The sequence below is a fragment of the Lentzea sp. NPDC020367 genome, assembly GCF_044387305.1.
GTDB lineage: Bacteria > Actinomycetota > Actinomycetes > Mycobacteriales > Pseudonocardiaceae > Lentzea.
The window spans coordinates 1-18,454 of record NZ_JBIRVV010000035.1 but is presented as its reverse complement, the minus strand read 5'-3'; the positions used below and the strand labels follow the sequence as shown (position 1 = coordinate 18,454).

At 67.8% G+C, this 18,454-nt stretch carries 13 protein-coding genes and 2 pseudogenes; 3 read left to right on the top strand and 12 right to left on the bottom strand.

What is annotated here, in order from left to right; translation table 11 throughout:
- Positions 1-493 precede the first annotated feature (493 nt).
- Positions 494-2,317 carry a 2-isopropylmalate synthase gene (gene leuA / locus ACH413_RS48015; protein ID WP_360045947.1) on the top strand — a complete coding sequence of 608 codons (1,824 nt, stop codon included), beginning with the start codon at positions 494-496 and terminating at the stop codon, positions 2,315-2,317.
- Here leuA and ACH413_RS48010 read toward each other — a convergent pair.
- From ACH413_RS48010 to ACH413_RS48000, 3 genes and pseudogenes are all read right to left on the bottom strand, one after another.
- Positions 2,307-3,254 carry a hypothetical protein gene (locus ACH413_RS48010; RefSeq protein WP_360045949.1) on the bottom strand — a complete coding sequence of 316 codons (948 nt, stop codon included), beginning with the start codon at positions 3,252-3,254 and terminating at the stop codon, positions 2,307-2,309. The genes leuA and ACH413_RS48010 overlap by 11 nt on opposite strands.
- An 11-nt stretch (positions 3,255-3,265) precedes the next feature.
- A pseudogene (locus tag ACH413_RS48005) lies at positions 3,266-4,384 on the bottom strand (MFS transporter); the annotation flags it as partial.
- 27 nt (positions 4,385-4,411) lie between these two features.
- Complete coding sequence (locus ACH413_RS48000) at positions 4,412-5,980, bottom strand: discoidin domain-containing protein (protein ID WP_360045953.1); 1,569 nt, start codon at positions 5,978-5,980, stop codon at positions 4,412-4,414.
- A 330-nt stretch (positions 5,981-6,310) separates the two neighbouring features.
- On the opposite strand from ACH413_RS48000, the pseudogene ACH413_RS47995 reads away from it, so the two are divergent.
- Positions 6,311-6,730 (top strand): annotated as a pseudogene (locus tag ACH413_RS47995) (DedA family protein); the annotation flags it as partial.
- Positions 6,731-6,750: 20 nt separating this feature from the next.
- Here the strand turns inward: ACH413_RS47995 and ACH413_RS47990 are convergent.
- From ACH413_RS47990 to ACH413_RS47965, 6 genes are all read right to left on the bottom strand, one after another.
- On the bottom strand, positions 6,751-7,332 hold the full coding sequence (locus ACH413_RS47990) for a helix-turn-helix domain-containing protein (protein ID WP_360045955.1): 582 nt from the start codon (positions 7,330-7,332) through the stop codon (positions 6,751-6,753).
- Positions 7,333-7,411: 79 nt separating this feature from the next.
- Complete coding sequence (locus tag ACH413_RS47985) at positions 7,412-8,518, bottom strand: oligopeptide/dipeptide ABC transporter ATP-binding protein (protein WP_360045957.1); 1,107 nt, start codon at positions 8,516-8,518, stop codon at positions 7,412-7,414.
- Positions 8,515-9,513 carry an ABC transporter ATP-binding protein gene (locus tag ACH413_RS47980; protein WP_360045959.1) on the bottom strand — a complete coding sequence of 333 codons (999 nt, stop codon included), beginning with the start codon at positions 9,511-9,513 and terminating at the stop codon, positions 8,515-8,517. The genes ACH413_RS47985 and ACH413_RS47980 overlap by 4 nt, the downstream gene beginning before the upstream one ends.
- 6 nt (positions 9,514-9,519) lie before the next feature.
- Positions 9,520-10,443 (bottom strand): ABC transporter permease, encoded by a 924-nt coding sequence (locus tag ACH413_RS47975; RefSeq protein ID WP_360045961.1) that lies wholly within the window; start codon positions 10,441-10,443, stop codon positions 9,520-9,522.
- A gap of 5 nt (positions 10,444-10,448) precedes the next feature.
- Positions 10,449-11,453, bottom strand: coding sequence for an ABC transporter permease (locus tag ACH413_RS47970; RefSeq protein ID WP_360045963.1), 1,005 nt, complete (start codon positions 11,451-11,453; stop codon positions 10,449-10,451).
- Between the two features lie 42 nt (positions 11,454-11,495).
- A complete protein-coding gene (locus tag ACH413_RS47965; RefSeq protein WP_360045965.1) occupies positions 11,496-13,175 on the bottom strand; it encodes an ABC transporter substrate-binding protein in 1,680 nt (559 codons plus the stop codon).
- A 216-nt stretch (positions 13,176-13,391) separates the two neighbouring features.
- On the opposite strand from ACH413_RS47965, the gene ACH413_RS47960 reads away from it, so the two are divergent.
- Positions 13,392-16,673 carry a BTAD domain-containing putative transcriptional regulator gene (locus ACH413_RS47960; protein ID WP_360045967.1) on the top strand — a complete coding sequence of 1,094 codons (3,282 nt, stop codon included), beginning with the start codon at positions 13,392-13,394 and terminating at the stop codon, positions 16,671-16,673.
- On the opposite strand, the gene ACH413_RS47955 is transcribed toward ACH413_RS47960, so the two are convergent.
- From ACH413_RS47955 to ACH413_RS47945, 3 genes are read right to left on the bottom strand one after another with little or no spacing between them, the layout of a single operon-like run.
- Complete coding sequence (locus tag ACH413_RS47955) at positions 16,649-17,125, bottom strand: AAA family ATPase (protein ID WP_360045969.1); 477 nt, start codon at positions 17,123-17,125, stop codon at positions 16,649-16,651. The two genes, ACH413_RS47960 and ACH413_RS47955, sit on opposite strands and share 25 nt — an antisense overlap.
- Before the next feature lie 41 nt (positions 17,126-17,166).
- Positions 17,167-17,775, bottom strand: coding sequence for a recombination mediator RecR (gene recR / locus ACH413_RS47950; protein ID WP_330271580.1), 609 nt, complete (start codon positions 17,773-17,775; stop codon positions 17,167-17,169).
- Between the two features lie 3 nt (positions 17,776-17,778).
- The gene (locus ACH413_RS47945; RefSeq protein WP_360045980.1) at positions 17,779-18,081 is read right to left on the bottom strand and encodes a YbaB/EbfC family nucleoid-associated protein; all 303 of its coding nucleotides are present in this window, start codon (positions 18,079-18,081) and stop codon (positions 17,779-17,781) included.
- Between the last annotated feature and the right edge of the window lie 373 nt (positions 18,082-18,454).

The window sequence follows — 18,454 nt, the reverse complement described above, 5'->3', positions numbered from 1 at the left end:
TCAACTCGACACGCTTTTCGTCGAGTTGACACCCCTACTCATGTGTGGCCCGCTCTTGGCTCGACTCGTGACGAAGCCACCCCACCGACGCCACCCTCTACGCAACGCGCCTCCGCCCAAAGCAACAGGCGTGCCATCTACCCGCGTATGGCGTGGACCCCGGCTTTTGATCAGATTGGCGGGGTCTGGGGCGGAGCCCCAGGAATCAGCCGCCACACACGCACGCAAGGCGACCACCTACGGACTCGAAACAGGCAGCCGCCAACGCAACAGGGGGACGAATCACCCAACCGGCGCGCCCGCGACACCGCGGCCGTCCCACGATCCGGTCCCTGAGTTCCATCCCGCCCCGATCTGTGACTACTCTGTCCGACGTGTGGCGTTCCCTCCTGCTTCGCTGCCGTGACGGGGTCTGATCAGACCGGCCCCCCGTCGCGGGCCTCAGCGTTGCCGCCGGTCGTTCCCGTAAACGACCCGCAGGAGCACAAAGACCATGACCTCAGACGAGGCCTTCACCACCACCGCGTTCGAGTCGGCTGACGCCTACACGTCGGGCACGAGCCGGATCCGCAAGCCCTCCCGCCCGGCGCCGGACACGCAACAGTCCTGGAACCGCCAACTGGGCAGCAGCATGCCGTTCCACCGCTACCGCCCGTTCAGCGAGCTGGTCGAGGTCATCGACGTACCGGACCGCACCTGGCCGACGAAGAAGATCGAGAAGGCCCCGCTGTGGTGCGCGGTGGACCTGCGGGACGGCAACCAGGCCCTGATCGACCCGATGTCGCCCGCGCGCAAGCGCAAGATGTTCGACCTGCTGGTCCGCATGGGCTTCAAGGAGATCGAGGTCGGCTTCCCCGCGGCGTCGCAGACGGACTTCGACTTCGTCCGGGAGATCATCGAGGACGGCGCGGTGCCGGACGACGTGACGATCCAGGTGCTGACCCAGTGCCGCGAAGAGCTGATCGCGCGGACCTTCGAGTCGCTGCGGGGCGCGAACAAGGCGATCGTCCACTTCTACAACTCGACGTCGATCCTGCAGCGCCGGGTGGTCTTCCGCTCGGACCGCGACGGCATCAAGAAGATCGCCACCGACGCCGCGAAGTTCGCCAAGCAGCAGGAGCAGGACTACCCGGAGACCGACTTCCGCTACGAGTACTCCCCCGAGTCCTACACGGGCACGGAGCTGTCGTACGCCCTGGAGGTCTGCAACGCGGTCAGCGCGGTCATCCAGCCCACGCCGGAGAAGCCGCTGATCATCAACCTGCCGGCGACCGTCGAGATGGCCACGCCGAACGTCTACGCGGACAGCATCGAGTGGATGAGCAGGAACCTCGACAACCGCGAGGCGATCATCCTGAGCCTGCACCCGCACAACGACCGCGGCACCGGTGTCGCGGCCGCCGAGCTGGGCTACCTGGCCGGGGCGGACCGCATCGAGGGCTGCCTGTTCGGCAACGGCGAGCGCACCGGCAACGTCTGCCTGGTCACGCTGGCCATGAACATGTTCAGCCAGGGCATCGACCCGCAGATCGACTTCTCCGACATCGACGAGGTCCGGCGCACCGTCGAGTACTGCAACCAGCTGCCGGTGCCCGAGCGCCACCCGTACGGCGGCGACCTGGTCTTCACCGCGTTCTCCGGTTCCCACCAGGACGCGATCAAGAAGGGCTTCGAGGCCCTGGAGGCCGACGCCAAGGAGGCCGGTCAGCACGTCGACGACTTCCTGTGGGAGGTCCCGTACCTGCCGATCGACCCGAAGGACGTCGGCCGCAACTACGAGGCCGTCATCCGGGTCAACTCGCAGTCCGGCAAGGGCGGCGTGGCGTACCTGATGAAGCAGGAGCACCACCTGGACCTGCCGCGGCGCCTGCAGATCGAGTTCTCGAGGGTGATCCAGGAGGTCACCGACACGCAGGGCGGCGAGATCAACCCGAAGGAGATGTGGGACGCCTTCGCGGACGAGTACCTGCACGGCCGGGTGCCGCTGTACCTGCTGAAGCACAAGGCTTCCTCGGACGGCAGCGGCCGCGAGGAGATCACCGCGACGCTGCTGATCGACGGCGACGAGCAGGAGATCACCGGCTCGGGCAACGGTCCGATCGCGGCCTTCGTCGACGCGCTCGCCTCGGTGGGCTACGACGTGCGGGTGCTGGACTACGCCGAGCACGCGCTGTCCGCCGGTGACGACGCCCGCGCCGCCGCCTACGTCGAGTGCGCGGTGGGCGACCGCGTGCTGTGGGGCGTGGGCATCGACAGCTCCACGGTCGCCGCGTCGTTCCGCGCGATCGTGTCGGCGATCAACCGCGCTAACCGATAGCGAGGGACGGGGAGGACGCGTGCGGCACCAGTTGCCGCGGCGCGCCCTCCCCGTTCGCCTGCACGGCCCAGATGCCCTCACCCGGCAGGCCGTAGGCGATGGTGTCGTTGTCGAGCCACACGACCTGGTCGTCGATCCCACGGGTCTCGGCCAGCGGTGTCTCCACCATCGTGGTCAGGTCCAGCACGTGCTGCCGCCACGGGCGTGCGCCGTCGCCGGGCACGCGCTTCTTGAACGCCACCCGCTTGCCGTCCGGCGAGAGCGACGGGCATTCCACGTTCTCCCGCAACGTCTTCGCCGACTCGTCGGCAGCGTCGCCCTGGATCAGGTGCGTCTTCCCGCCGCTGCTCATCGTCGCGTAGTAGGTGCGGTCGTCGGAACTGAAGGTCACGCCCCAGAAGTTCATGTCGTTGACCGTCTTCACGCCGGCGATCCGGATGCCCTCGATGTTGCTGGAGTAGACGTCGGTCTCGGTGTCGAGGATCGCCGTGCGCGTCGAGAACGTGCCGGCCTGCGAGTACGAGTCGCCGGTGACGAACGTCGTCCACGACGCCATCCGCCCGTCCGCCGACAGCTTGGCGCGGTTCGGGACGCCGTCCACCTCCACGCGGCGACGTTCGGCCAGCCCGCGATCGACGAACACCGCGGTCGCGCCCGGCAACGGGCCGGAAGCGTCCGCGAGGCACAGCCCCTGCCCGGCCGCCGTGTAGAAACGCTTGCAGGACAACGAACTGAGCCTGCGCGGACCGGTTGGATCGGCCAGCGGCACCGAAGCCACCTTGCCGCTCACGTCGTCCACGAACAGCAGCCGTCCGGAGGACAACTCGACCGGCCCCTGCTCCACGGCGACGGAAACAGCGTCCGGAGCGCGCAGGGCGTAGGCGGTGGCGCCCGCGCCCAGCGCGATCACGGCAAGTACGACGATCAGGATCCTCACCAAGCGAACCACGTCCAAAGAGCACCGAACAGCACGGAAGAGGTGGCACGGGCCAGCACCTGCCCGGTCTGGAGCAGGGCCAGACCGGACGTGCGCAGCTCGTCGGGGATCATCGGTCCGGCGACGGCCATCAGCACGCCGTCCGTGCACGCGTAGAACAGGCCGTGCAGCACCAGAACACCGATGAGCAGGGAAATCCCGGAAACACCTGCCAGCAGCACGTACGCGCCGAGCAGCGCGAGATGCCCGACCAGGAAGATCCGCCACCGGCCCACGCGATCGGCCAGTGAGCCCAGCGGCACGGCGGCGAGCAGGTACACGCCGGCCGTGCCGAGGGGCAGCAACGCGATGTAGGCGAGCTCGACGTCGAGCTTCTTCTGCAGCAACAGATAGATGAACCCGTCGCCGAGCGTCAGGAACCCGAGCCCGCACGCGACCAGGCAGACCCGCCGGAACGGCCTGGACCGCAACAATCCGAACGCCGACCGCAGCGACACCGCGACGCGTGGCAGCACGTCCCGGTGATCGCGCACGAACAGCACCAGCACCAGAAAGCCCAGTGCCGCAAAGCAGAAGCTCACCACGAACACCACGTCGTAACGAGCCGGAAGCGTCCACAAGAGACAGAACGCCAGCAGTGGGCCGAGGAACGCGCCCACGGTGTCCATTGCTCGATGGACACCGAAGGCACGTCCCAACGCCGAAGGCTCGCTGCTCAACGTGATCAGCGCGTCCCTCGGCGCGGTGCGCAAGCCCTTGCCGGTCCGGTCCCCGGCCAGCACGAGCCCCATCGCGGTGGCCGAGGTCCCGGCGGCGAGCAGGCCGAGCTTGCCCAGCGCCGAGATCCCGTACCCGAGACCGGCCACGAACTTGCGCCGTTGCCAGCGGTCCGCAGCGTGACCACCGACAACGCGAACCAGTGCCGTCACACCGGTGTAGATGCCGTCGAGCACACCGAACTGCAGCGGGGAGAACCCCAGCCCCAGCACCAGGTACAGCGGCAGGATGGCGGTGACCATCTCGGACGAGACGTCCGTGAGCAGGGACACCGCGCCCAGCGCGAGCACGTTGCCCGCGATCCTGCCGGTGCCACCAGAAGCCGGAGCTTGTCTTGCGGTTGCGATGTACACGACGGCCTCCGATCAACGGTCAGACGACTAGCGGCAGTTGTAGGGACCGGCCTTGTCGCGCACCTTGCCCGCCGTGTCGATGACCTCCCACGAGTAGGAGCGACCGGACAGGGTGAACTTCACGACGCCGTGCGAGTCCGCGAACCACTTCTCGACACCCGCGCGCGGCTTGACGTTGTCGTACAGGTAGTCACCGCCGATGCCGACGATCGCGGCGCGCAGACCGTTGGCCTCGTCGACCGCACCGCTCTTGTTCAGCGGCTTCAGCCGCTCGTAGTGGTGGTCGTGGCCGTTGAGCACCAGGTCGGCCTTGGCGTCCGCGAACGCGTTCCACACCGGGGCCATCACGGACTTGTCGCCGTACTCGCCCGAGTTGAACCGCGGGTGGTGCCAGTAGCCGACGACGCACGCCTTGGTGTTCGCGGCCAGGTCGGCCTTCAGCCAGTTGAGCTGCGTGGAGTCGGCACCGGTGTCGTAGAGCTTCTGCGAGTCGAACGACACGAAGTGGAAGTCACCGGCTTCCCAGCTGTAGTACGGCTTCCCGTTCGGGAAGGCCTGGGTGCCGAAGTACGACTTGTAGCCGTTGAGGTTGTCCTCCCACTCGTGGTTGCCGGTCGCGGGGTGGGTGATGTTCTTGAACTTGCCCCACGACTTGTCGTAGTGCGCCTTGAACTCGGCGATCGTGCCGCTGTCGTACTGGTTGTCGCCGACCGTGAGGACGTGGTTCGGCTTGATCTGGTCGATCAGCTTCGCCGTCTCGTAGTGCTCGGTGTTCGTCAGCGACGCGATGTCACCGGCGGCGACGACCGTGATGGTGTCGCCGGGCGCCGCCGGCAGCGTGGTCGCCTGCACCGAGTTGCTCGCCGGACCGAGGTTGCCGGCCGCGTCACGGGCCTTGACGGTGTAGGTGAACGCGGTGCCGGACGCCAGCCCGCTGTCGGTGAACGTGGTGCCGGTCGGCGTGCCGACGACGCTGCCGTTGCGCAGGACGTCGTAGCTCGTCACGCCGATGTTGTCGGACGCGGCCGTCCACTGCAGGCTGACCGAGCTCGACGTGGTGCCGGTGCTCGCGAGCCCGGACGGCGCGGTCGGCGCCGAGGTGTCACCACCGCCGGAACTGCCCCAGACCTCCAGTTCGAAGAGCGAGTAGCCGTAAGCGGTGCCGCGCTTGGTGCCGTAGATCCGCACGTAGCGGCCCGATGCGGTCAGGCTCGTCTCGTCGATGCCACCGTTCTGACCGGTGAGGGTCTTCTTGGTGCTCCACGTCGAGCCGTCGGCCGAGGTCTGGATCTTGTACTCGGAGGCGTACGCGGCCTCCCAGTTGAGCTTGACCTTGGAGATGGTGGCCGTGGCGCCGAGGTCGACGGCGATCCACTGGGGGTCGACGCCTTCGAGACTCGCCCATCGGGTGGTCGAGTTCCCGTCGACGGCGTTGGCGCCGCCGAAGGTCTCGGCCTCTGCCGACGAGATGGTGGTGGGCTTGTTGGCGGAAAGCAGGGAATCAGCCGCGTTAGCCGTGCCTGAGGCTGCGATCTGAGGGACCACCAGCGCGAACAGGGCTATGGCGACACCAGCTCTGGTGTGCTTTTTGATCACTTCGTTCCTCCTGGGCGAAGGGCGGCGGTTCGAAGGATTGGTAAACAAGCTTTCCAATTGAGTTCGGACGTTAACGGCGGCCGAACGCGCAGGCCAACGGCAGAAGCCAGGCACCAACCCCGGACGGGGACACCAGAGGGCGCATGACCTGCATCACACCTGGCAGGCGGCACCGCGAGTCATCCGCGCGAACGACGCGCGTCACGCCCAGTCATGCCCTTTCGGGCAACGGGCGGGGCCGTTCGGCGGAGCCGTGTGTGGTTCCTGTGGGCACGCTGAAGAAACACCCAGGTCGGGATTGTTCACCTGGGTCACGTACGTTCACCGATCATGAGCACCGCAGCCAGCCTCGTAGTGCTGTTCCTGGTCGCCGTCGTGCCGTTGGCACCGACGGAGGCCGTGCTCATCGGCGCCGGTGTCCTGGCCGCGTCCGGTGAGGTGCCGCTGTACCTGGTGGTTCTCGTCGCCGCGGCCGGTTGCCTGGTCAGCGACTTGATCAACTTTACCGCAGGGCGCCGGATGGGGATGCGGGCCCTCGACAAGGTCAACAAGAACACCAAGGCGCGGGCCATGGTCGTGTGGACGGCCGACCAGCTCGCGACCAAGGGCGAGACGATCCTCATCGCGGCGCGGTTCCTGCCCGCGGGCGGCATCGTCGGGGCGCTGCTGACGGGTGCGCTGCGGTGGCCGCTGCGCCGGTTCGTGCCGGTCGCGGCGCTCGGGTCGGCGCTGTGGAGCCTCTACCCCGCCACCGTCGGGTACATCGGCGGTCAGCTCGTCGACGAGGCGTGGCTCGCGATGCTGTTGTCGTTCGCCGTGGCCACGCTCATCTCCATCCCGGTCGGCATGGCGATCCGTGCGCGCAACGCCAGCCGCACTCTCTCGTACGCCGAAGCGTCGTCGTAGAGCACCGCGAACCGGTCCGCGGCCGCCAGCAGGGCGTCCACCTCGAACGCCATCTGGGCGTCGCCGCACAGCCGTTCCAGCAGTGAGATCCAGCGCAGGTTGAAGAGCATCAACGCGTCGCGCACGCGGCCGGGGCGGGCGGCGAACTCCGAGCGGGTCACCACGAAGAAGCAGCCTCCGGGGAACACGCGGCGCTTCGAGTAGTCGAGCCAGCGGTCGGCGAGGTCCAGCAGCCCACCTCCCGGCATCACGACCTCGTGCGCGAAGATCTCCGCCGCCGTGTGCACGGTGCAGATCTGCAGTTCTTCCTTGGCGCCGAAGTGCGAGAAGACCCCGCTCTTGCTCATGCCGAGCTCGACCGCGAGCCGCCCGATCGTGACGCCCTCAAGGCCGTCGACCGACGCGATCTCGGCCGCGCGAAGAAGGATCGAGCCACGACTGTCCATCCACCGAGGACAGCGGACGGCCCTGGAGAAACGAACGGGGCCACCTCGAAGTGAGGTGGCCCCGGCCGGAGAACGAGTACTACGGGTTCAGCGCTTCGGTCACCGAAGCCGGTCCCACGAGCGGGACGTCGGGCGACAGGCCGTCGTCCTCCTCCACCAGGATCGGCTTCACCTCGTGCGCCTGGATCTCGCCGGACCGGATCTGCTCGGCGTAGTGGCACGCCACCTTGTGACCCGGCTTGAGCTCACGCAGCACGGGACGTTCGGTGTCGCACTTCGTCGCCTGCCGCCACGGGCACCGGGTGTGGAACCGGCAACCGCTGGGCGGGTTCGCCGGCGACGGGAGGTCGCCCGCGAGCAGGATCCGCTCACGCCGGTCCTCGACCACGGGGTCGGGCACCGGGATCGCCGACAGCAGCGCCCGCGTGTACGGGTGCAGCGGCTCGGCGTAGAGGTCCTCCGAGGAGGCCTCCTCGACCAGGCCGCCGAGGTACATCACGCCCACGCGGTCGGAGATGTGCTTCACGACGGCGAGGTCGTGCGCGATCACCAGGTAGGTCAGGCCGAACTGCTCCTGGAGCTCCTCCATGAGGTTCACGACCTGCGCCTGCACCGACACGTCCAGCGCGGACACCGGCTCGTCGGCGACGATCAGGTCCGGCTCCAGTGCCAGCGCCCGCGCGATGCCGATGCGCTGCCGCTGACCGCCGGAGAACTCGTGCGGGTACTTGCGCAGCGCCGTGGTCGGCAGGCCGACGGCCGTGAGCAGCTCGCGGAGCCGCTTGTTGGTCGACTCCTTGCCCTTGTCCAGGCCGTGCGCCCGCAGGCCCTCGATCAGGATGGACTCCACCGACTGCCGCGGGTCCAAAGAGGACAGCGGGTCCTGGAACACCATCTGGATCCGGCGGCGCATCTTGCGCAGGTCCTCGCCCTTGAGCTCGGAGAAGTCCTGCCCGTCGAAAATCATCTTGCCCGCGGTCGGCTCGTTGAGCCGCAGCATCGCCCGCCCGAGGGTGGACTTGCCGCAACCCGACTCGCCGACGAGGCCGTACGTCTCGCCGCGCTTGATCTCGAGGTCGACGCCGTCGACCGCGTAGACGTAGCCGACGGTGCGGTCCATGAACACGCCCCGCTTGATCGGGAAGTGCACCTTCATGTCCTGCACGGAAACCAGGGTCTCGCTCATACCGGCACCTCCTCGGTGGCGGGAGTTCCCGGCACCACCGGGTTGTGACAGCGGAGCAGGCGACCCAGCTGGTCTTCTTCCGCGGGCGTCTCCGTGCGGCAGATGTCCAGCGCGTTCGGGCACCGAGGTGCGAACGCGCAGGCACTAGCCCACGGGATGTTGTCCGCGACGGAGCCCTTGATCGGCGTCAGCTTCGAGTGCCGAGCGGCGTCGAGGCGCGGGATCGAGGCCAGCAGGCCGTGCGTGTACGGGTGGCGCGGCTCGGCGAAGAGCTTGTGCCGCATGGCCTTCTCGACCACCTTGCCGCCGTACAGCACGTTCACCTCGTCGCACAGGCCGGCGACGACACCCAGGTCGTGGGTGATCATCACGAGCGCGGTGCCGAGGTCCTGCACCAGTTCCTTCATCAGCGACAGGATCTGGGCCTGGATGGTCACGTCCAGCGCCGTCGTCGGCTCGTCCGCGATCAGCAGCTTCGGCCGGCACGCGAGCGCGATCGCGATGAGAGCGCGCTGCCGCATACCGCCGGAGAGCTGGTGCGGGTATTCCTTGAGCCGCCGGTTCGGGTCCGGGATGCCGACCTTGTCGAGCAGGTTCTTCGCCTCGATCATGGCTTCCTTGCGAGGCATGCCGCGGTGCCGTTCGAGCACCTCGGTGACCTGGATGCCGATCGGGACGACGGGGTTGAGCGAGGACAGCGGGTCCTGGAAGACCATGCCGAGCTCGCTGCCGCGCTTGTCGCGCATCTGCTTGTCGGACAGCTTCAGCAGGTCCGTGCCGTCGTAGGTCACGCTGCCGGAGACCTGGGCGCCGCGCTTGGGCAGCAGACCCATGATCGCCAACGATGTCACGGACTTGCCGCAGCCCGACTCGCCGACGAGCCCGACCGTCTGGCCGGGCTCCACGTCGAAACTGACGCCGTCGACCGCGCGGAACGGCTCTTCGCCCTTGCGCTGGAACACGACGGAGAGGTCACGTACTTCGAGCAGTGCCACGACGACTCACCGCCTGTTCTTCGGGTCGAGGGCTTCACGCAGGGTCTCGCCCATGAGCGTGAACCCGAGCGCGACGATGATGATGCAGATCGCGGGCCACGCGGCGAGGTGCGGATGGGTGTCGAACACCTTCTGCACGTCACCGAGCATCTGGCCCCACTCCGGCGTCCGGTCGTCCGGGTTGCCGAGGCCGAGGAACGACAGCGCGGCCGCCTCGATGATCGCCGTGGCGAGCACCAGGGTGGACTGGACGATCACCGGGCCGAGCGAGTTCGGCAGCATGTGCCGGAACACGATCGCGCCCTTCTTCACGCCCAGGGCGGTCGCCGCCAGCACGTGGTCGCTGTGCCGTTGCGCCAGCATCGAGCCTCTGAGCAACCGGGCGAACACGGGGATCTGCACGATCGCCACCGCGAGGATCACGGTGAACTGGCTCGGCCGCGCGAACATCGCCGCGATCGAGAACGCCAGCAGCAGCGACGGCAGCGAGAGCATGACGTCGACGACGCGCATGACGAGCGAGTCGACCCAGCCGCCGATCGCGCCCGCGAGCGTGCCCAGGATCAGGCCGCCGGACAGGCCGATGATCGTCGCGCCGATGCCGACGATCAACGTCTGCTGGGAGCCGATCAGCAGGCGCGACAGGAAGTCGCGGCCCTGCAGGTCGCCACCGAGCGGGTGGCCCGGCTGCGCGGGAGGGATCTCGTTGCGCGCCTTGATGACCTGGTCGATCAGCATGGGGGTGGCCGGGTCGTGCGGCGCGAGCCACGGCGACAGGATCGAGACAGCGACGAAGATGCCGATGATCGTCGCGCCGATCAGGAACACCGGGCTGCGCTTGAGCCGCTTCCACGCGCTGGCCGCGAGCGAGACACCCGCGGTCTCGGCGAGGCCGTCGATCTTGTCCTTCTTGGTCACTCCAAGTGCCACCGGTCTCACCTCGTCCTGATGCGCGGGTCGATGAGCGCGTACGAGAGGTCGACCAGCAGGTTGACCACGACGTAGACGCTCGTGGCCATGATGATCAACAACAGCAGCACCGGATAGTCACGCCGCTCGAACCCGATGGCGAGCGCCTCGCCGACACCGGGGAACGAGAACACCTTCTCGGTGAGCACGGCGCCGGAGAGCAACGCACCGGTCTGCAGGCCGATCGTCGTGACGACCGGGAGCATCGCGTTGCGCAGCACGTGCCGGCGGCGGATCACCGGTGCGGTGAGGCCCTTGGACTCGGCCGTGCGCACGAAGTCCTCGTCGAGCACGTCGAGGACGGCCGCGCGGGTGATCCGGAAGATCACCGCGAACGGAATCGTCGCCAGCGCGATCGCCGGCAGGATCAGGTGTTCCAGCGCGTTGAACGTCGCGTCCCACTCGCCGGTGATGATGCCGTCGAGGGTGAAGAAGCCGGTGACGCGCGTGGCGTCGATGGCGTCCTGACGACCGCTGGACGGCAGCCCGAGCGAGGACGATGCGACGCCCTTGAGCACGTAGGCCAGGAAGAACACCGGAACGGCGACACCGATGAGCGAACCGACGACGCTGAAGTTGTCGAACCAGCCGCCGCGGCGCTTCGCGGCCATGTAGCCGAGCGGAACGCCGACCGCGATCGCGATGACGATCGCGAAGAAGCTCAGTTCGAGCGTCGCGGGAAATCTCTGGATGAAGATGTCGAGCGCCGAGTCACCGGGCTGAACACCGGTGGAGACGCCGAAGTCACCGGTCGCCGCGCGACCGAGGAATTTGAAGTACTGCAAGACGATGGGCTGATCGAGGCCGAGCTGCTTGGTGAGCTCTGCCGCCTTCTCCGGGGTAGAACGATCTCCCAGGAGGGCCGAGACCGGCCCTCCTGGGAGTACGCGCAACCACGCGAAGAGCAGCAGCGAGAGCACCAGCACCACGCCGACCAGCTGAATCAGCCGTCGAATGGTGTAGCGGAGCACTTGAGCTACCCCGTTGTTCTCTTGTGGTGGGAGCTAGCCGGCTCAGCCCTTGGAGACTGGGCCGAACTTCTCGTCGGTCAACGGGCTGGGAACGAGACCCTTGATGTCCGACTTCAACACCAGAGCGGGCGGGGAGTGCGAGATCGGGATCGCGGGGAGGTCCTCCTCCATGATCTTCTTGTTGATCTCTTCGTACAGCTTCGTGCGGTTGGCCTCGTTCGGCTCGGAGTTGGCCTTGGCCAGGTCCGCCGCGAGGGTGGCGCCCCAGGGCGACACACCGGTGTTGAAGCGGTTGTCGGTGCGGCCGAAGAACGTGCCGACCCAGTTGTGCGCGGTGCCGTTGTCGCCGGTCCAGCCCAGGAGGAACAGGTCCGGGATACCGCCGTCGACGTCGGTCAGGTAGCCACCGTTCCACGGCTTGGTGACCACGTCGATCTTGATGCCGGCGGCCTGCAGGTCACCGGAGATCGCGCCGAACAGGTCCTTCGGGGACGGCATGTACGGACGCGTGACCTCGGACGGCCAGTAGAACTTCAGCGTGAGGTCGGAGGCACCGGCCTCGGCCAGCAGCGACTTCGCCTTGGCGGGGTCGTAGCCGACGGCCTTGAGGTCCTTGTTGTAGCCGTTGACGGTGTCCGGCATGAACTGCGTCGCGACCTTGGCGCCCTCGGGCAGCTGCGACTTGACCAGCTGCTCGCGGTTGATCGCGAACTGCAGGGCCTGACGGACCTTCAGGTCGGCGAGCTTCGGGTTGTTCTTCTGGTTGATGCCCAGGTAGAACACGTTGAACGCCGGACGGATCGCGACGTTGAAGCCGTCGGTCTTCAGACCGGCCCAGTCCGCCGCGTTCGGCAGGTCGTAGCCGTCGATGTCGCCGGCCTTGAGCGCCTGCTTGCGGGCGGTCTCGTCCGGGATGATCTTGAAGACGATCTTGTCCAGCTTGGCCTTGGTGCCGTGGTAGGTGTCGTTCTTCACCAGTTCCACGGTGTTGTTGGCCTTGTCGTACTTGCCGAACTTGAACGGGCCCGTACCGGTCGGGTGCTCGTTCGCGTAGGCCGGGAAGGTGAACGCGTCACCGGCGGCCTGGACGTTGTCCGCGTCGTACTTCTTCAGCGCGTCGGGGCTGGAGATGGAGAACGACGTGAAGCCGAGGACCGACGGGAACTGCGAGGTGACCTCGTTCAGCTCAACCACTGCGGTCTTGGCGTCCTTGGCCGTGCAGGCCTTGAACAGCGAGGGCTTGTCCGGCGTGCTCGCGAAACCGCCGAAGTTGTCCAGCCAGTACTGGGAGACGGCGTCAGACGTGCCGGCGCCCTTCTGGTTGTACCAGCGGTTGAAGTTGAAGCACACGGCCTCGGCGTTGAAGTCCGTACCGTCGTGGAACTTCACGCCCTCCTTGAGGGTGAAGGTCCACGTCTTGCCATCTGCGCTCGGCTCGTACTTCTCTGCCAGCGCGGGCTCGACCTCGGCGGTACCCGGCTTGAAGCCGACCAGACCCTCGAACATCTGGCGGGAGACCCGGAAGGTCTCACCGTCGGTCGCGTAGAACGGGTCGAAGAGCTTCGGCGCACCGGCGGCGCCGAAAGTCAGCGTCCCGCCTTCCTTGCCGCCGCCGCCTGAGTCGCGCTGGGATTGCGCGCAACCGGACAGGGCCAGCGCACTGACGCTGAGAAAGCCGATCACGGCAACCCAACGGCGGCGAGCCGTTACTGAGTGGACCATCAAACACCCCTTGGACAATCCGCACATCTCACGGTGTGGTCGCCGACCATAACCGTTGTACATACCCCCTCCGGGGCATCTCAGGTCACGATCCGGCCACTAGACCAGGCATTCTGATACGTCCGGCGCACGGCCGCTGACCCAACGTGAGCACTGCAGATGCGTCAGACGCTCTCCTAGGCTGTAGAAACAACAACGACACGCGGAGGAGGTCGCATGAGCAAGCTGGTCGAGTTCCGCGTGCTCGGCCCCCTCCAGGTCCTCCTCGACACCGAACCTCTGCTGGTCAGAGCGGGTAGGCAGCGTGCGTTGCTGGTGTCGCTGTTGCTGCGCGCAGGCACCTCGGTCTCCGTGGACGAACTCGCCGGAAACGTCTGGGGTGAAGATCCACCCGCACGTGCACGCGCGACTCTTCAGACATATGTGATGCGTCTCAGACAGCTGCTCGGACCGTCCGTGCCGATCAGGACCGTGCCCGACGGGTACCTGATCGACGTCGACGAGAAGACGATCGACCTGATGCGCTTCGAACCCCTGATCGAACAGGGTGAGCAGGAGCGCGCCGCCGGGAACCTGCAGGCCGCCTCGGCCGCGTTCGCCGCCGCCCTCGGGCTCTGGCGAGGTCCGGCCCTGGTCGACGTGCCGTCGAAGATCCTGCACCGCGACGAGGTGCCGCGGCTCGACGAACGCCGCCTGCACGTGCTGGAACGCCGGGTCGAGGTCGATCTCGAACTGGGCCGGCACGGCGAGCTGGTCGCGGAGCTGTCCCGGCTGACCAGCGAACACCCGCTGCGCGAGCGGTTCTGGGCGCAGCTGATGGTGGCCCTGTACCGCTCCGGCCGGCAGAGCGAGGCCCTGGCCGCCTACCAGCGCGTGTCGCGGTTGCTGGGCGACGAGCTGGGCATCGATCCCGGCGACGAGCTGCGGCGCGTGCACGGCCAGGTGCTGTCCGGGTCGATCGGCGCGGTGGCCCGGGTTCCGTCCGGCACGCCGGTGGTCGCCGCGAAGCCGGAACGGGTCGTGCCGTCGCAGCTCCCCGCGGACATCCCCGACTTCGTCGGCCGGGACGAGGCCGTGTCGCTGATCGTGGCGTTGCTGCGGACCGCGCAGGGTGTGCCGGTCGTCACACTGGCCGGGCCGCCGGGCGTGGGCAAGACGGCGTTGGCCGTGCACGCGGCGCACCGGATGCGCGCCGACTTCCCGGACGGCCAGCTGTACGTCAACCTGCGTGGATACGCCCCCGGACCGCCGTTGAGCGCGGTGGACGTGCTGCCGCGTTTTTTGAGGGCGCTGGGCACCGAGCCTGATCAGGTGCCGCTGGACCAGGACGAGCAGGAGGCGATGTTCCGGTCCACGTTGACCGGTCAGCGCGTTCTGCTGCTGCTGGACAACGCTTCTTCCGCCGAGCAGATCCGTCCGCTGCTGCCGGGCTCGCCGGGGTGTGCGGTGCTGGTGACGTCGCGGGACACGTTGCGCGGCCTGGCCGTCTCGCACGCGGCGTCGAACGTGCGGCTCGACGTGCTCGACTGGCACGAGACGAAGTCACTCCTCGCAGGCATCCTGGGCGCGGACGAGGTCGCGTCCCAAGAGGACGCGGCACTGGAACTGGCGGCCCTGTGCGCGCACCTGCCATTGGCTTTGCGTATCGCGGCCGCGAACCTCGTGTCACGTCCGGAGCTGTCCATCGCGGACTACGTGGAGGAGCTGCGGGCCGGCAATCGGCTCGCCGCACTGGCCGTCGAGGGCGACGAACGGGTCGCGGTGCACGCGGCGTTCGACCTCTCCTACACGGCGTTGAAGCCCGAGCTCGCGCAGATGTTCCGGTTGCTGTCCCTGGTGCCCGGCACGGACTTCACGCCGGAGATGGCGGCTGCGTTGAGCGGGCTGACCACCCAGGACGCTCGGCGCCGGCTCGACCGCCTGGCCACCGCGAACCTGATCTCGAACCACGCGCCGTCCCGCTACCAGTTCCACGACCTGCTGCGCGACTACGCGGCCGAGCGCCTGGCGTTCGAGGAGGGCCGCGCGGACTCGCGTCTGTCGTTGCGGCGGCTGCTGGACTGGGCGGTGCGCTCGGTCGACAACGCCACGTCCGCGATGAAGTCGACGCTGTTCCGCTTCCCGCGCCCCGCCCCGGTGGACAGCGTGGTGCCGCGGACGTTCAGCACCTCCACCGAAGCCCTGACCTGGCTGGACGTCGAGCGCACCAATCTCGTCGCGCTGGTCGCGCACGCCGTCGAACGCGACCCGGAGAACTCGCCGTGGCAGCTGGCGGACGCGCTGCGCGGCTACTTCTACACGCAGAGCCTGACCGCCGAGTGGCGTGAGACCGCTCGGGCCGGCCTGTTGGGCGCTCGTGCGCCGCGGGACGAACTCGGCCAGCTCGCGATGCTGTCGTCGCTGGGCACGCTGTACTGGGTGACCGGGCAGCACCGCAACGCCCTGGGCTACTACCAGCAGGCCATCGCCCTGCAGGAGCACATCGACCTGCCCCAGGCCGAGGCCGCCGTGCTGTCCAACGCGGGCAGCGTCTACATCGACCTCGGCGAACTCGAACACGCCGCGGACCACCTCGAACGCGCCCTGGTGATCGCCCGCCGGGTGCGCGCGCCCCAGGTGCTCGCGAACGCCCTGTTCAACCTCGGCGGCGTCTACATGCAGCTCGGCCAGCTCGACCGGGCCGCGTCGACGTTCGAGGAGGCGCTGGAGGACGGCAAGCGCCTCGACTCGTGGATCCTGCAGGCGAACTCGATGCGCGCGCTCGGCGAGGTGCAGGCGTGGCGCGGAAAGCCGGATCTCGGCGAGGACTACTTCGTGCGCGCACGTGAGCTCTACGAGCGTGCGGCGGCCCGCAACTTCGGCCACACCATGCACGAGGGCATGGCCATCACGCTGATCATGCGCGGCCGCTACGAGGAAGCCGCCGTCGAGGCCTCGGCCGCCATGCAGATCGCGCAGGACCTGGAGAACGTCAAGAGCGTCTGCGACGCGCAGAACCTGCTCGGCCGCGCCCTGGAGGGCGGCGGTCGGTATGAGGAGGCGTTGCAGCAGTTCTCGGCCGCGCTGGCCATCGGCGTGGAGACCGGTTACTCGTGGGGCATCTGCTCGGCGCGGCGTGGCCTGGCCTCGTCGTACCGCGCGGTCGGCCGTTACGAGGAAGCGCTCTCCACCGCCACGGCCGCGTTGGTCGAGGCGGGCCGATCCCAGTTCCGCCTGGCCGAGATGGAGGTGCTGCTCGTGATCGGGCGCACCCACCTCGACACCTCGGACGCCGCCGGTGCGTTGGAATGCGCGTTGCGAGCCGCTTCGGTCGGCTCGGACTCCGGGCACCGCTGGGTGTTCGGCCGTGCGCTGCAGCTCGCTGGCGACGCGTCTTTTGTGTTGGGTGACTCGGATTCCGCCCGGTCGCACTGGTCTTCGTCGCTCGAGGTGTTCAGCGCGATCGGGACGCCTGAGGCTTCGGTCGTCCAGGCTCAGTTGCTTGACGTGACAACGTAGTCAGCTCTGGTCTTGGTCTCGTCGACCGCGAACCAGCCTCTTTCGTATTGCTGCCAACGGATGAAGTGTTCGCGTTGGTGTTCGCCGTCGCGATTTACCGCGCGTTCCAGCCGCTGTTGTTCGGTGCCGTGGTCCACGAAGATCGCGAGGCTCAGGCGGGTGTTCGCCTTCCTGGCGCTGGAGAAGCCTTCCAGGATGATCGTCCCTTGTGGAGCGATGACGACCTCGTCGCCTTCTCCGATGCACGGAAACCCTTGGGACCAATCGGTTTTCCGGTAGCGGCCTTCTCGGCCGTGTTCTATTTCGTTGAGCGCCTGCTGCAGCCGCGGCCACCACTTCGTCGTGGGGTCGTCCCAGGTGGCGAAGTGGTCGGTGCTGATCAGCTGGGCGTTCAGTTCGTTGGCGAGTTTTCGGGCGAACGTCGATTTGCCCGCGCCGGACGGACCGTCCACCGCGACCAGGCGAGTCCCGCCCAGTCGCGGTGGGGCCGTTGCTACATGCTCCGGCGACCAGATAGCGCACGCCCCAGCGTCAGCTCGTCCGCGAACTCCAGGTCGCCACCCATCGGCAGCCCGCTCGCGAGCCGCGTGACGGAGAGCCCCGGGAAGTCCCTGAGCATCCGCACCAGGTACGTGGCCGTGGCCTCGCCCTCGGTGTTCGGGTCCGTGGCGATGATGACCTCGGAGATGTCGACACCGTCGGTCGCCGTGCCGATCCGGTTGAGCAGCTGCCGGATTCGGAGCTGGTCCGGCCCGACACCACTGAGTGGATCGAGCGCGCCACCGAGGACGTGGTAGCGGCCCCTGAACTCCCTGGTGCGCTCGATCGCCTGGACGTCCTTGGGTTCCTCGACCACGCAGACCAGCGCCAGGTCCCGCTTCGGGTCGCGGCAGATCCGGCACCGCGTCTCCGCCGACACGTTGCCGCAGACGTCGCAGAAGACCACGCCCTCCTTGACCTTCTGCAACGCCTGCTGAAGCCGCTCGATGTCAGCGGGTTCCGTGGCGAGGAGGTGGAAGGCGATGCGCTGCGCGCTCTTCGGGCCGACGCCCGGGAGCCTGCCCAGTTCGTCGATCAGGTCCTGTACCGGCCCCTCGTACATCTCTTAGCCGAGCAATCCGCCGAGGCCGCCCTGGGCGAGCGGGCCGAGCTTCTGCTCCACGAGTGCCTGGGCGCTGGCGTTGGCGTTCTTGATCGCCGTGATCACCAGGTCCTGGAGGGTCTCGACGTCCTCCGGGTCCACGATCTTGGGGTCGATGGTGAGGCTGACGAGCTCGCCGCCACCGGTGACCGTCGCGGTGACGAGGCCGTTGCCCGCGTTGCCGGTGACCTGCGTTTCGGCCAGCTGCTGCTGGGCTTCTGCCATCTGCTGCTGCATGTTCTGGGCCTGCTGGAGCAGGGCCTGCATGTCGAACTGACCGGGTTGCACCGCTGGTCCTCTCGGTGGGGCTTTGGTTGTTGGTCCAGGGTACGGGGGCGCGCTGGTTGGGTGGTTCGTCCCCCTGTTGCGTTGGCGGCTGCCGGTTTGTTGTCCGTAGGTGGGTCGCCTTGCGAGGGGGATGTGGCGGCTGATTCCTGGGGCTCCGCCCCAGACCCCGCCAATCTGATCAAAAGCCGGGGTCTACGCCACACGTAGGTAGATGGCACGCCTGTTGCTTTGGGCGGAGGCGCGTTGCTTTGAGGGGCGCGTTGGTGGGGTGGCTTCGTCACGAGCCGAGCCAAGAGCGGGCCACAGCCAGGAAGGGATGTCAACTCGACGAAAAGCGTGTCGAGTTGACATC

What these genes read in the sequence shown, in the direction of transcription:
- leuA (WP_360045947.1), top strand. Translation starts at nt 494, where the DNA reads ATGACCTCAGACGAGGCCTTCACCACCACCGCGTTCGAGTCGGCTGAC.
- ACH413_RS47990 (WP_360045955.1), bottom strand. Translation starts at nt 7,332, where the DNA reads ATGGACAGTCGTGGCTCGATCCTTCTTCGCGCGGCCGAGATCGCGTCG.
- ACH413_RS47985 (WP_360045957.1), bottom strand. Translation starts at nt 8,518, where the DNA reads ATGAGCGAGACCCTGGTTTCCGTGCAGGACATGAAGGTGCACTTCCCG.
- ACH413_RS47965 (WP_360045965.1), bottom strand. Translation starts at nt 13,175, where the DNA reads ATGGTCCACTCAGTAACGGCTCGCCGCCGTTGGGTTGCCGTGATCGGC.
- ACH413_RS47960 (WP_360045967.1), top strand. Translation starts at nt 13,392, where the DNA reads ATGAGCAAGCTGGTCGAGTTCCGCGTGCTCGGCCCCCTCCAGGTCCTC.
- recR (WP_330271580.1), bottom strand. Translation starts at nt 17,775, where the DNA reads ATGTACGAGGGGCCGGTACAGGACCTGATCGACGAACTGGGCAGGCTC.
- ACH413_RS47945 (WP_360045980.1), bottom strand. Translation starts at nt 18,081, where the DNA reads ATGCAGGCCCTGCTCCAGCAGGCCCAGAACATGCAGCAGCAGATGGCA.